Origin of the sequence: Rhizobium sp. P44RR-XXIV (assembly GCF_001999485.2) — a bacterium.
Taxonomy (GTDB): domain Bacteria; phylum Pseudomonadota; class Alphaproteobacteria; order Rhizobiales; family Rhizobiaceae; genus Rhizobium.
In genome coordinates this window covers 48,494-61,893 of sequence record NZ_MPVZ02000022.1, presented here as the reverse complement: position 1 = coordinate 61,893, position 13,400 = coordinate 48,494, and the positions used below count along the sequence as shown (strand labels likewise).

At 57.5% G+C, this 13,400-nt stretch carries 13 protein-coding genes; 6 read left to right on the top strand and 7 right to left on the bottom strand.

Going from position 1 to position 13,400, the window contains the following annotated elements:
* Positions 1–5: 5 nt before the first annotated feature.
* The 4 genes from BSK43_RS02220 to BSK43_RS02205 form a co-directional block, all read right to left on the bottom strand.
* Complete coding sequence (locus BSK43_RS02220) at positions 6–1,454, bottom strand: TolC family protein (RefSeq protein WP_077470746.1); 1,449 nt, start codon at positions 1,452–1,454, stop codon at positions 6–8.
* The gene (locus BSK43_RS02215; RefSeq protein WP_077470745.1) at positions 1,451–1,678 is read right to left on the bottom strand and encodes a hypothetical protein; all 228 of its coding nucleotides are present in this window, start codon (positions 1,676–1,678) and stop codon (positions 1,451–1,453) included. The genes BSK43_RS02220 and BSK43_RS02215 overlap by 4 nt, the downstream gene beginning before the upstream one ends.
* 92 nt (positions 1,679–1,770) lie before the next feature.
* Positions 1,771–2,166: a hypothetical protein gene (locus tag BSK43_RS02210; protein WP_077470849.1), complete on the bottom strand. Its 396-nt coding sequence runs from the start codon at positions 2,164–2,166 to the stop codon at positions 1,771–1,773.
* A gap of 173 nt (positions 2,167–2,339) precedes the next feature.
* Positions 2,340–4,265, bottom strand: a complete 1,926-nt coding sequence (locus tag BSK43_RS02205) for a M23 family metallopeptidase (RefSeq protein ID WP_246662481.1) — start codon at positions 4,263–4,265, stop codon at positions 2,340–2,342.
* 889 nt (positions 4,266–5,154) lie between these two features.
* On the opposite strand from BSK43_RS02205, the gene BSK43_RS02200 reads away from it, so the two are divergent.
* Complete coding sequence (locus BSK43_RS02200; RefSeq protein WP_077470742.1) at positions 5,155–5,592, top strand: YqaA family protein; 438 nt, start codon at positions 5,155–5,157, stop codon at positions 5,590–5,592.
* Here the strand turns inward: BSK43_RS02200 and BSK43_RS02195 are convergent.
* Positions 5,575–6,081, bottom strand: a complete 507-nt coding sequence (locus BSK43_RS02195) for a cytochrome b/b6 domain-containing protein (protein WP_077470741.1) — start codon at positions 6,079–6,081, stop codon at positions 5,575–5,577. The genes BSK43_RS02200 and BSK43_RS02195 overlap by 18 nt on opposite strands.
* A 170-nt stretch (positions 6,082–6,251) precedes the next feature.
* On the opposite strand from BSK43_RS02195, the gene BSK43_RS02190 reads away from it, so the two are divergent.
* From BSK43_RS02190 to BSK43_RS02175, 4 genes are all read left to right on the top strand, one after another.
* The gene (locus BSK43_RS02190; RefSeq protein WP_077470740.1) at positions 6,252–6,578 is read left to right on the top strand and encodes a hypothetical protein; all 327 of its coding nucleotides are present in this window, start codon (positions 6,252–6,254) and stop codon (positions 6,576–6,578) included.
* A gap of 35 nt (positions 6,579–6,613) precedes the next feature.
* The gene (locus BSK43_RS02185; RefSeq protein WP_077470739.1) at positions 6,614–7,021 is read left to right on the top strand and encodes a DUF305 domain-containing protein; all 408 of its coding nucleotides are present in this window, start codon (positions 6,614–6,616) and stop codon (positions 7,019–7,021) included.
* Positions 7,022–7,034: 13 nt separating this feature from the next.
* A complete protein-coding gene (locus tag BSK43_RS35550) occupies positions 7,035–7,367 on the top strand; it encodes a four-helix bundle copper-binding protein (RefSeq protein WP_077470738.1) in 333 nt (110 codons plus the stop codon).
* 301 nt (positions 7,368–7,668) lie between these two features.
* A complete protein-coding gene (locus tag BSK43_RS02175) occupies positions 7,669–8,205 on the top strand; it encodes a cytochrome c (protein WP_077470737.1) in 537 nt (178 codons plus the stop codon).
* Between the two features lie 55 nt (positions 8,206–8,260).
* On the opposite strand, the gene cueR is transcribed toward BSK43_RS02175, so the two are convergent.
* On the bottom strand, positions 8,261–8,725 hold the full coding sequence (gene cueR / locus BSK43_RS02170) for a Cu(I)-responsive transcriptional regulator (protein WP_077470736.1): 465 nt from the start codon (positions 8,723–8,725) through the stop codon (positions 8,261–8,263).
* Between the two features lie 57 nt (positions 8,726–8,782).
* Positions 8,783–11,263 (bottom strand): heavy metal translocating P-type ATPase, encoded by a 2,481-nt coding sequence (locus tag BSK43_RS02165; protein ID WP_077470735.1) that lies wholly within the window; start codon positions 11,261–11,263, stop codon positions 8,783–8,785.
* A 643-nt stretch (positions 11,264–11,906) separates the two neighbouring features.
* Between BSK43_RS02165 and BSK43_RS02160 the strand changes: the two genes are divergently transcribed.
* A complete protein-coding gene (locus tag BSK43_RS02160) occupies positions 11,907–13,388 on the top strand; it encodes a multicopper oxidase domain-containing protein (RefSeq protein WP_077470734.1) in 1,482 nt (493 codons plus the stop codon).
* The last annotated feature ends 12 nt before the right edge of the window (positions 13,389–13,400 follow it).

The following is a 13,400-nucleotide window of genomic DNA, read 5'->3' as shown; positions in this document are numbered from 1 at the left end:
CCTTTCTACTCGTCGGAGCCGGAGGCCGAGGCGATTTCTGCAGGTGCCGGGGACGAGCCGCCGCCATAGATGGCAGGTGCAAGGTTGGCCTCGGCGAGCCAGAAGTCGCGTTTGGCGTTGACGGACAGCAGGATGGAGTTGATCTTCTCGCGGGTGTCCGTGAGCAGCTCGAAGGTATTGGTGATCATCCCGTTGTAAGTGAGCAGGGATTGCTCCTCGACCCTGGCGCGTAGCGGCACGACATTGTTGCGATAGTGACGTGCGATATCGAGGCTCGAACGGTAGGCCTGATAGGATGATCTGGCTTCCGAGCGGACATTCACGGCTTTTTCCGCGAGTTTGTTCGCCGCTCGCATGTAAGCCAGCTCGGCCTTCCTCATCCGGGCCTTGCCGCTATCGAAGATGGGAATGGCAAAGCCAATCTCCGCCGAACCGGTAAACTCGGTCTTCTTGCGGCCGTCCTCGCTGCTGCGCTCGGCTTCAACACCGGTCAGGAGTTCCAGATCGGTGACGTAGCGGGTCGCTTCCGTCAGGCCGTAGGAGCGGGCGGATGCCTCAAGCTCGAGCTTCGCGACCCTGAGATCGATGCGGTTGCGAAGGGCATCCGCCTCGATCGTGTCGCGCTGGGCTATCGTTTTCGGAAGCGGCGGCAGGCTGTTCGGTATCTGGTAGTCCATATCCGAACCCCAGAGCCCCATGAGCCGGGTCAACTCCTCCTTGGCGAGCCGTGCCGCCAGCCGTGCCTTGGCTGCTTCCGCGGTAAGCTCGGCCGCGAATGCATGTTCGCGGGCCTGCGGCCCTTTCGCCATTGCCCCGGTTTCACCCAGTTTTTCCGCCAGTTCCGACGCCGCGTCGGCAGCAGTCTGCGCGCGCTGCAATTGACCAACATTCTCATAGGCGGCAACGGTATTGATCCAGGCATGGCGGGTTTCGGTGGCCAGCCTAAGGGTCTGGATCGCGGCATTGAGTTGCGCCTGCCGGAAACGTGTGTCCGCAAGCTCGACATCCCGCTTCTTGGTGATGAGCGCGAGGATATTCGTCGTGATCGCTCCCTCGATCGTCCTGAATGCTTCAAGCTCCGGCGTGCCGATGCCTTTCAGGCCGACGGACACGGTCGGATTGAGCAGCATGGTCGTCTGCCATGCGTCGGCCGCGCCGTCGCCGAGATTCGCATAGGCAGCCTGAAGGCCCTTATTGTTAAAGAGTGCGATCTGGACTGCGGTTTCGACATCCAGCGTCTTCTTGCGAGACAGGAGAGCCTTGACCTGTGCGGATAACGCCTTCGCCTGCTGCTGATTTTGAATCCAGACAGCGTCCTTGGCAGTCACGGATTTGGCCGTGGCGGAAACGGTAGCAAAGCCGGCTTCCTTCTTGGCATATTCGGCACTGCTGACACAGCCGCCGAGGATCGCTGGAAATACGGCAATTGCCGCAAGCTTTCTGATCGCGATCATGATGCGTCTCCATTGGCCGGAAACTGCCGATCATTCTGCTGGCGCCACGGTTTGGGATCGACCGGCTTGCGCGGGAAATAGCCTGAAACGGGCGAGGTATATCGGACGGGAGCGGCAGATTGCGCTTGTTCGACATCCGATGATGCGACGACGTCGGGTGGAAGCGTGGATGTGCAGCCGCCCACGAACAAGGGCAGCCCCACCACGAATATGGAAGGTCTCATCTATGAAAATCCGAATAAGTGACAGCTATGACACGCGCGCCCTAAAGCGGGCACGCGGCCGACTAAACCCGAGTAACCGGGCGCTTTGTCACTTAGATATTCGGAGGACGGTCGAGGGTCGGCAGTTCGCCGAAGGTTCGTTGATCGTCAACGAACTGTCTGACTGAGGTCACGACAGGCCCGCCGACATTATGGCCGTCGCACATAATGCCAAAGCCGCCGCAGAAATCCTTGCAGCATTCCTGCTTGACGATCTTGGCGTCGTCATCGTCGCTATCGGCAGCGCCGCTATGCGCGTGACCGCGATCAGAGGCTTGGGCGACGTCGTGCTCGCCATGCTGCATTGGCGACGACACGCTCTTCTCCAGATCGGGAACGATCGTGCCGTGCATCGCAGCGCTGGCGTAGGACATATTGTATCCCGCCAGTGATACGACGATCACCAGCCGCACAAGAAAGAGCATTTTGCTCAGTGCGATTCGATACATATTGCCCATGTCCCTCCAGCTACAATCAAAAGCGGCCGGTTTCAATGACAATATAACTCCACGTGATTCGCGTCGAATATGTGACGGCAGTCGGCAAATCATCGTTTGGCAAAATCGCAGCGAATTCGGGGCTCGATTCCATCGGACGTCGTCACGTCGCGTGCGCCAATCGGTCAATTCGCCGACCTTTCATTGGCGGCCACCTGCATCGCCTTCTTGCCGGCCAGCAGATCGTCCAGCCTTTGACGTTCGGTCTCGAATTTTGCAAGAGCGTCGCCCGATAGCGCCTTGCCGCCCGGCAGGCGGACCTTGAGCGGGTCCACTTTCGTGCCGTTGACGATAAGCTCATAGTGTAGATGCGGACCGGTCGATTCTCCACTTGTTCCCACCCAACCGATGACTTGGCCCTGCGCGACCTTCGCGCCCGTTACCACACCCTTCGCGATGGCGCTTTGGTGATTGTAGGAAGTGACATATCCGTTCGGATGTCTGATTAGCGTCTGATTGCCATACCCACCGGAATCCCAGCCTGCCTTGACGACGACGCCGTCACCCGCCGAAAGGATAGGCGTGCCGCTGGGTGCTGCCCAGTCAGCGCCGGTGTGCATTCTTGCGAAGCCCAGGATCGGATGTCTTCGCATTCCGAAACCGGACGTGAACACCCCGTTCGGCACGGGATTTCGGATCAGAAAGGGACGGGTGCTCTGCCCGTGTTCGTCATAATAATCGATCGAACGATCGGTCGGGTCCTCGAAGCGATAGCGCCTTATGGTCCTGTCTCCAAACCGCGCTCCGATGTAAAGCAAGGTCGAGGCGTCGCTCGCCGACCCGTCGGCATCTTTCACAGAAAAGAAGGTTTCCAGCGTGTCCGAGGGTTTCAGTTGCGCCTGAAAATCGATGGAGCTTGCCAGGAGTTTTACGACAGAACCCGTCATTTCCTTCGTCATGCCATAATAAAGCGATGCGCGGTAAATTCCGTCGTAGACGCTGGTCAATTCCTCGCCGTCAGCCGGTGGCTGCCCCGTTTCGTCCAAGCTGCCCGACATCGCCAGGCTCGTGTCAGGCTCATTGCCTCGAACGAACAGCCCAGCGTCGTTGCGGGCGACGGTCAGGAGATGTTGGTGTCCGCGATAGAGGCTGGCGCGGACAATCATTTTTTGCGCTCCTGTCTGCAGCACGCCAACACGCAGGATATCTCCTGTACTATGGGTAAAGCCGTCGAAGGCTGCAGACACCTGGTCGGATTCATCCTCTCCATATCCTGCGGTTCTCAGCGTCTCCGCCACGTCATTCCTGTGTGTCATCGCAACCACGTTCTCCGCGAACTGCGACGATGTCGCACTTAGCCGCTGCGGTAAGGAAGTGGTCATGTTCTCCTCCAAGATCCGCGCCGTCGGCCGATCGGAAAAGTCGAAATCTTCCGCGTCCGCAAAACGACGCGGATCAATGTAGGCAAGGTTTGTGACGCTGTCGGCGCTGCCGGCTAGCAACGATCCGTTTGTGCGGACATTTTCCTCCGCTTCCTCCTCGGACAGCGAGGCAGCCATGACGAGGGAGGCAGGGTTGGAAAACGATGTAGTCTTAAACGTCACCTGGGTTTCGACATCGGAACCATAAAGTATGTCCCCATCGATGTGTCGTTCGGTCGAAGAGTTGCTCGAGGCAAAAATCGAAAGAGGGTCGAATTTGGGGTAATCGGTGGAGATCGGGTGGTTCGTGGCCAGCTCCATGCGGAGATGCGCAAATGGTTGTCGCTTCACAATCTGCCGGTCCTGATCATGGGATACCGTCGGTACGTCGATGATCGTGCGATCTGCGACCTTCGTTATAAGTGTGGTCTCTAAGACTCTTCCTGCTTTGATTGCGGTTTGCATTTGTGATCCACTGCGCGCGGGACCCCGTAGCGACAAAGCTTCGACCGGAAGCGTCGGGCTGGAGTAATTGTGAATGGCCGCAAAGAGGGCCAATCCCATCAGGATGCTGCTTGTAAAGCCGGTCAACACCGTGCCCACAAGCCAGCGGATCGAGACTTCTCGCCTTTCGACAGGTCGACGACCATCGGCCGAAATAGGGGGAGTTGTCCCCAGCGAACGCAGAATGCGGCTGTGGTTGGCAATCAATGTGAGGACCTTCCATGGCTGTCGTGCTACGCTTCCCGACTTGCGATAGCGGAGCGGATGACATTGGATCGATCTGGCGGACCGGGCGGAGTAAGTCGACCGCCAGCGCAGATCGGTGCACGCGAAAGCCATACTGGCGAACAGCTCGGCTCTTTGGCTCACAGGAAAGTACGAGGATGTACAATTGCGATGGATGCGGTGCCGCAATTCCGCTTCGCCGACTGTCCTGTGAGATCACTCTTACAGCGAAACGCGCGGCGGTTCCGCGTCGACAGTGGCGTCCAAGCCGTTCCCGCCAGGCGATAACAAGACAAAATAGGCTTTTCCGGTTCGCCGTCTGACAGATATGCCGAGGCTTGCGATTGGAAATTTTGCCGAGTCGCAATGCGGCGTTGCTTGAACCGAATGATCTTGTGCGTGCGAGGCACGTTGCCATTGGACATCGGCAGTCAGGGATTTTTCCGTCGACGAGGCGATTGTCTCGGCTCGCGCATGCTGTTGATGCTCGATTGCGGCGTCGCACGGAGCCGACGTCGCTACCGCGATCAACATGAGAAAAATCAATCTGACCAGCAATTTCATGTCGCGTTCGATAAAGGAGAGCGTCCAGCTATCCATCCGGTTTTCTGAGAGATAGCGAAATCAAATTGTCTCTACGGGCATAAATTCGAAGATTTTAGGGCAGGAATATGTATTTTGGGACAATCCCCAACTATATTTGCCCCACGATCCAGAGGTGTTGATTAAAGCGTGGCTCGGTTGAGCTAGCCCGACGACAGTGCATGAGCGCTGAATTAGTTATATAATCGCATCGGGCAGCCGCTGCGGGAACTGCAAGAATCCGGACGGAAAAGGAACGACGGGAGTAATGGTTTTTTCGGCCCTCACGGGTTTATTTTTGATCGCATTCGCGGCAGCCACGATCTTTCCGATGCAATCGGAAGCCGCATTGGTTGGTTTGATCCTTACCCAGAAATTTTCTCTGTTCACGCTTGTGGCCGTCGCCTCTATCGGCAACACGCTCGGAAGTATCACAAATTGGTTTCTCGGTCGGGGGATCGAGCACTTCCGAGATAGGCCCTGGTTTCCTGTCAGCGCTAAGGCGCTGGATCGATCATCCCGCTGGTACCTTAAATACGGCAAATGGTCGCTTCTTCTGTCATGGATGCCGCTCTTCGGTGACGGACTGACGGTGGCTGCCGGCGTTCTGCGGGAGCCTTTGCTGCCCTTCGTCGTCCTCGTGTTTGTCGCCAAGACGGGACGCTACATTGTCCTGGTGCTCGCAACACTAGGGATTGTCGGATGACTGCCGTGTTTGCGCAAAGATCATCCGGTCTACGGTATCGTCGCGCAGGACGAGCGTGTGCCAGGCGGCGGCCGCCAGGTGGAGCCCCACCATCCCCAGGATAATCCTGGATCCGATGACGTGATAGGGAGCAATGCCGAACCAGAAATAGCTTGCCACGAATCCCATCGTCGCCTGTCCGATGATTGCGGCGTAGAAGGCGTGATGCATCACCTTGGAGAGCGCCTTAACCGGCGAAGTAGCACGTCTGTCCGGCAGGGGAGGCCACAGGAGACGGACGGCTAGCCGCGCACCCATCAGCATGCCGATGGCGATTCCGAGGTAATTGTGGAGATGGTGCTGGACGATATCCCAGGGGTCGGGCGTCATTCCCATATGAACCGCGTGGTGCGTCCGCTCGATGCTTCCACCCGTCAGGTACTGTAGCGGGATAAATACGGCGATGAGCCAATGAAGCCCAATCTGGATGCGGGAATATCCTGGTTTCATGGTTTTGTCCGGCCATGTGGTTGGGGTGGTCAGCAGATCTACCAGAAGCCAGTTAAGACATCGCTGTCGGGCCGCTGAGAATTTGAGCGATTGTTGCGGCGGGATCGGGCGGCGCCGTTGGAACAATCATGGGGGTAAATGGTTCAGGAGTGGAAGGGAAAGCCAGCCCAATGTCGCTTCGAAGAATTTTTGACTTTGTAAGGATCCTCGCGATTGTATCCGCCGTGTTCGTCGACATGACGGTGATGAAGGACGCCTTGGGCGCGGCTGGCCATAGCTGTTCGATCGAACGGCAGGGCATGCACGAACCGTGGCCGGGCAACGTACCGCAGTCCTGCTGTGGAGCGATCGGCCATTGCTGTCCGCTGCTTCTCGACTTCGTCGTTGATGGGCCGCTCGTACTCAAAACGGAGAATCTGTTCGCTAGAATTCTCACGGGTGACGCGCTTCTACTCGTCAGGCCGATAGACCCGCCCCCACGATTTTCCTTTGCTTGAGCTTCGTTCGAACTCAAACTCGAAAGGAAATCGAAATGAATATTTTAAACAGGATCACAACGATCGCGGTGACCATCGCGGCTCTTGGGCCCACAGCGGCATACGCGCAGACGGTATATCCAGAGAAATGTAGGTCTGCGGACATGCAGATGTCCTCGGGCGGAATGCAGATGCCTGGTGAGATGGCCGACTACCAGAAGGCCGCCGTGGACGGCATGAAGGAGATGGACGCCAACATGATGCAGGGCATGATGAAGAAGGACGCCGACCTGTCCTTCATCTGCGGCATGATCGCCCACCACATGGGCGCGATCTCCATGTCACAGGTCGAATTGAAGTATGGCAACAACAAATGGGCCAAGGAAAAGGCCAGCAAGATCATCGATGACCAGACGAAGGAAATCAAGGAGATGACTGGCTGGCTCGACAAGGAAGCCAAGTAAAGGAGGCATTCCAATGCATCACATTTCAGCCCAAATGAAGACGTGCATCGACAACTGTCTGGCGTGCTACGGCGAATGCCTGTCGACTGCGATGGGTCATTGTCTTGAGGCGGGCGGGGAACATACCAGGCCACCGCACTTCACGCTGATGGTGGCGTGCGCCGAAATCTGTCGAACGTCGGCGCATTTCATGTTGATCGGCAGTGATCATCATAAGCACGTTTGCCGTGAGTGTGCAGAAATCTGCCGACAGTGTGCTGCCGACTGCGAGCGGCTCGGCGATATGCAAGCCTGTGTTCTAGCTTGCCGCCGTTGTGCGGAAAGCTGCGAAAAGATGGCGGCCTGACGCAGATCGCATGGGAGGGTGTTCGCGCCCTCCCATGCGACTTTTCAATCAAAGGAAATTGGGAACCGACTGCAAGGTTCGGCAGATGAGCTCTGGGCTGGATAGCCCCCAGCGGCGGTTGCCGCCAATCAATCTCGGTCATATGTCCCGTTCATTGCGCTTACGACTATCGCGGGGCGGCTGTATTTCGCCACGTCGCCGAATATTTCGGCGTATGACAGCGCATGAATTCTAGTAAAACGGGCCTTCGGAGCAGAACGTTGGTCGTCATTGTCGATGTTGCCGTAATGAGATACGTGAAATGAAATATGCCCTCCCAATTCGCGCGGTGCTGTCCTGCCTTGCTTTCGCGTCGGCAGTTGCCGCCGCGCAGGACATTGTTGCGCTGAGACAAGCGGACATGAAGGCGATAGCCGCCGCCGCCAAGACGATTTCGGGAATGTTCAAGGAACCGACGACCTATTCGTCATTAGAGTTCAAGCAGGCAGCGGACACAATTCGCGACAAATCCGGCGAGGTCTTGATCGGTCATTTTTCAGAAATAACCGCCGATCCCCGATCTAGGGCGACCCCGGATATCGTCGAAGAGCGCGATCGCTTTGACCGTCTGGCGAACGACCTCACAGCTTATGCATCGGCGCTGAGCACCGCCGCGGTAGAGAACCCGCAGGCGATGTCCGACAGCATGCGCATGAAGCCGGGCGAGCCGATGGGCGGAGGTCCCTTGGGAATTCATGTCCGGAGCGAAGCGACGTTGTCCTCCATTCCCGCCGAGCACGTCTTCCACTTGATGCTTCAGACCTGCGCGACTTGCCATTCTCGCTTCCGGATGGATTAAACCGACCCGGCCAGAAGCCAGACAGCTTCTCGACACTTGCGTTTCGCGGGTGGCGCTACCGTGTGCTATACTCGCTTCTCATGCCGTTTATCCCAAACGGCGCGCTGACCGCAGGGAGATGACTTGCCGCATCGGGATTGGCAAACTCCTCGATGATCGGGCAGTCCGGCCGTTCGTCACCATGGCAATGTTTGGCGAGATGCTTCAACGTTTCCGTCATCGCCTGGATTGCAGCGGCTTTGCGTTCAAGTTCTACGATATGCTCCAGGGCGATGCTTTTGACGTCGGCGCTTGCGCGCGAACGATCGCGCCAGAGTGCAAGTAGCGTCTTCATCTGTTCGACCGAAAAACCGAGATCGCGTGCGCGGCGTATGAAGCGAAGCGTATGGATGTCGTTCTCATTATAGGTTCGATAGCTCGACTCGGTGCGATGAGCCGGGGTGATCAGTTTGATCTGCTCATAGTACCGGATCATTTTCGCCGAAACGCCGCTTGCCTTGCCTGCTTGTCCAATATTCATCGATTTCTTCCTTCTATGCGGAGAGGCGCGCCGTATCGGTCCAGCGCACCTCAACAATTAGTTGGTCTCGAAATGCCGCAGACGAAGTGCGTTTCCCAGAACAAAAACACTGGACATCGCCATAGCGCCCGCTGCAAAGACGGGCGACAGCATGGTACCGTTGATGGGATACAAGACACCGGCTGCGATCGGCACCAGGCTGACATTGTAGGCGAAGGCCCAGAACAGGTTTTGCTTGATGTTCTTAATGGTGGCCCTGCTCAAGGCGATGGCACGAGCCACACCGGTCAGATCGCCAGACATAAGGACGACATCAGCGCTTTCGATAGCAATGTCGCTGCCAGTGCCGACGGCTAGGCCGACATCTGCTTCCGCCAGGGCGGGAGCATCGTTGATGCCATCACCGATGAAGGCAACCTTCTGTCCGTGCTTGCGGAGCTGCTTCACAGCCTCGACCTTGCCATCGGGAAGCACCTCCGCCACGACGTGATCGATGCCAAGCCGCACAGCGATTGCTTCCGCTGTCCTTCGATTGTCGCCTGTAATCATCGCGATCTTCAAGCCTTGGGCATGAAGCGCCTTGATTGCGGCAGGCGTCGTTTCTTTTATTGGATCAGCCACCGCGATGATCGCCGCCAGCCGTCCATCAATGGCTGCATAAAGCGGCGACTTGCCTTCTCGGCCAAGATCAGCCGCGTGAGTGGCGAAGTCTGTGACGTCGATACCTTCCCGAGTCAAAGCGCGATCGGCGCCAACCAGAATCCGGTGCCCGGCGACTGTACCCTTCACGCCAAAGCCTGGCGAAGCTTCAAAGTTTGAGGCCGGCAGTATAGGAAGGCCGTTCTCGCGTGCCCCGGACACGATTGCCTCGGCAATCGGGTGCTCGGACAGAGTTTCAAGGCTGGCGATCCAGGTCAGCACGTCGTTGCGATCAAAGCCGGGTGGCACCTGGAAGTCCGTGAGCTCCGGCTTGCCCTTGGTAAGGGTGCCGGTCTTGTCGATGGCAATGATTTCGGTGTCCCTGAGGCTTTGCAAGGCCTCTCCTTTCCGGAACAGGATTCCAAGCTCGGCGGCACGTCCGGTGCCGACCATGATGGACGTCGGCGTTGCCAGGCCCATTGCACAGGGGCAAGCGATGATCAGCACTGCGACAGCATTCACCAGGGCAAAGCTCAGTGCAGGCGATGGTCCGAAGAGCATCCAGGCACCGAACGTGAGGGCGGCGGCAAGGATAACGGCCGGGACGAACCAGCCGGTCACCTTGTCGACAAGGGCCTGGATCGGTAGCTTCGAACCCTGGGCGGCTTCAACCATCTTGATGATCTGGGCCAGCAATGTGTCGCTTCCGATCTTGGTTGCCCGGAACGTGAACGAACCCGTCTTGTTGATCGTGCCGCCGACGACTTCGCTGTCCGCCGATTTGAGGACCGGTATCGGTTCGCCCGTGATCATCGCCTCGTCGACATAGGATTCGCCCGAGACGACGATACCGTCGACCGGCACCTTTTCGCCCGGGCGGATTCTGACGACGTCACAGACGATCACATCGCTGATCTGAACTTCCACGAAATCGTCGCCGCGATCGACGAAGGCCGTCTTCGGCTGAAGTCCGAGCAGTCTCTTGATCGCCTGACTCGTCTTTCCTTTCGCGCGGGCCTCCAGGAAACGGCCGAGAAGGATCAGCGTTACAATGACGGCCGCGGCCTCATAATAGACGTTGATGGTTCCGGCGGGCAGGGCAGTCGGCGCGAAGGTTGCGACGACTGAATAAGCCCACGCAGCTGTGGTACCGAGAACCACCAAGCTGTTCATGTCGGGTGTCCGGCGGAGCAGATTCGGCACGCCTTTGCGGAAAAATGTGAAACCCGGCCCGAAGAGGACGACGGTTGCCAGTATGAACTGGAGATAAAGACTTTCACGCATCCCCAAAGTGTTCATAACGAACTCGTGGACGCCAGGGATGAAATGCGATCCCATCTCCACAATGAACAGCGGTAACGTCAGGACGACCGACAGTGTCAGCTTTATAGCGAGCGAACGGATTTCGACATCGCGCCGATCTTCCTGTTCCGCCGGCTCGACATTGGCGGAAGCCTTTGTTTCGTATCCAGCGTTTCGGATTGCGGAAGACAACGCTGCGGCTGTCGTCGCGCCCGAGACATAGCGGACCGTTGCCTTCTCCGTGGCGAGATTGACCGTGGCATCTGTAACACCGGAACCAGCCTTGAGCGCACGCTCGACACGCGACACGCACGATGCGCAGGTCATGCCTTCGACGAGCAATTCGTGCGTATCGATCTTTGCCTCATATCCCGCCCCTTCGATGGCATGCAGGACGGCCGCAGTATTGACCGCATCCCTGAAAGTGACGGTTGCTCGCTCAGTTGCAAGATTGACCGACGCAGACTCAACTCCGGCGACCGCCTTGATGGCCTTCTCGACGCGAACGACGCACGATGCACATGACATGCCCTCGATTCCGAACTCGGTCGGAATAGGTAAAGCCGTGGTCTTTTCGATTTGGGGTAATGCACTCATGGGATAACGCCTCGTTGAACTGCATAAATAGATAATCCTTCCCATCATGGGAAGGTAAAGGGGTGTTCGAGTTTAATAGTTGAGATGCCGCGCCCCGGTTAGGACGCGTGATCCGAAATCGCTGGATCCGGCTTGACAGAGATCAAACTCCGATAAAGAAAACGTGATTACTGATGTTCCGCGTCCTATATAGGATGGTGACATGTCGATGAATTGGAACGAAGCTTGGGCGCGATTGCTTGTGATGGTCATATTGACCGTCGCCGTTGCCCTTATGCCGCTTTCGGCATCTCATGCCTCGTCGATCACCTGTAGCAACGTTTCGAGCGCTCGTCACATAGCGTCTGTTGGCCATGGCGACGCGGAGGCAAGCCACGACCATTCAGCTTTGCCCCGTCTGGCGGTTGGCTTATGTTGCTTGTCGACATGCTCGACCTGTGCGGCAAACCCTCTTCCACACCTATCCGCCATTCGGCTCCATTTCCGATTTGTGAGCTACATCGCCAGCTCGACCATCCTGACCGGTCTATCGGTTCCGCCCGCACTCGATCCACCACGTCTTTCCGTCTGATGTTTCTTACCGGCGTTTCCCGCCCAGCCCATGTAACCGGCTTCATGCCGACCTAGAAACAGGACTACATAGATGTATCGTCGCGAATTCCTTATCCGAATGATGACCGGCGCCGCCGCATTTGGCGCTCTCGCAACAATCGATCCCAAGCTGACGCACGCGGCCACAAATGCCTCTGCGCATGCCGCGGGCTCTCCGCAAAAGCTCAACATCGTCAAACGAACGATTGAGGTGAATGGTAGGTCCGCGAGCGTTCTTGGGCTGACGCGTCCCGATGGCCAGCCCGGTCTCATCCTCGACGCAGACACTCCTTTTGATGTCGAGCTGGCGAGCCAGATCGACGCGCCAACGCTCATCCATTGGCATGGGCTGACCCCGCCCTGGGAAATGGACGGCGTTCCCGACAACCCGGCAGCACCGATCAAACCGGGCGAGATGCGCCGGTATAATTTTCAGCTTGGAGCGGGCGGGACGCATTGGATGCATGCACATACGCTGCAGGAGCAAAGCCTCCTGGCCGCTCCCTTGATCGTTCATACCGCAGAAGACCGGCAGCGCGACGAACAGGAAGTGGTCGTCCTGCTGCATGATTTCTCGTTCAAGTCGCCCGAGGAACTGCTGGCTAGCCTGAAGAAAAGCAACGGCGGCGATGGCATGTCCGGCCACGATATGGGCGGCATGAAAATGGATATGAGCGGCGGTTCCATGAAGATGGACATGAACAGCGGCACGTCCATGCAGCAAGGGATGTCGATGGCTGGTATGGACATCAACGATATCGACTACGACGCTTACCTTGCGAACGACCGCACGCTTGATGATCCGGAGGTCTTCAAGGTCGAGAAGGGCGGACGCGTCCGCTTACGGCTGATCAACGGCGCGACGGCAACCGCGTTCACCGTCGATACGGGCAAGATCGAAGCTTCGTTGATCGCCGTAGACGGCCAGGACATCGAGCTGGTGAAAGGCACGAGGTTCCCGGTTTCCATGGGGCAACGTCTCGATCTCAGACTGGAAATTCCAAAGGGCGGCGGGGTATTCCCTATACTCGCCCTTCGCGAGGGTGCGGCGCAGCGGACTGGGATCGTCCTTGCCACCGAGGGCGCGGCAATCTCAAAAATCGCAGCGGTCGGCGATGCTGATGGTCCTGTGCTAAGGCTTGATCTCGAACAGCGGCTGCGTCCGCTGAAGCAAAGCGCGGATCGATTCGTCGACAAAGCTTTCAAAGTGACTCTTTCCGGCGATATGGCTACCTATAGCTGGCGCATCGATGGCGATCCGCTCAACGTGTTCCCCGGGGATCATGTTGAGATCGCCATCAACAACATGTCGATGATGTCCCATCCGATGCACTTGCACGGGCATCATTTCCAGGTGGTTGCTATCAACGGCCAGAAGATCGACGGAGCATTTCGAGACACCGTGCTGCTTCCCATGATGTCGCAGGTGACGATCGCCTTCGACGCGCATAACCCAGGTCACTGGCCGTTCCATTGCCATCATCTCTACCATATGGCGAGCGGAATGATGACTTACGTAGGCTACGAAGCCTGATGGGCGGAGATG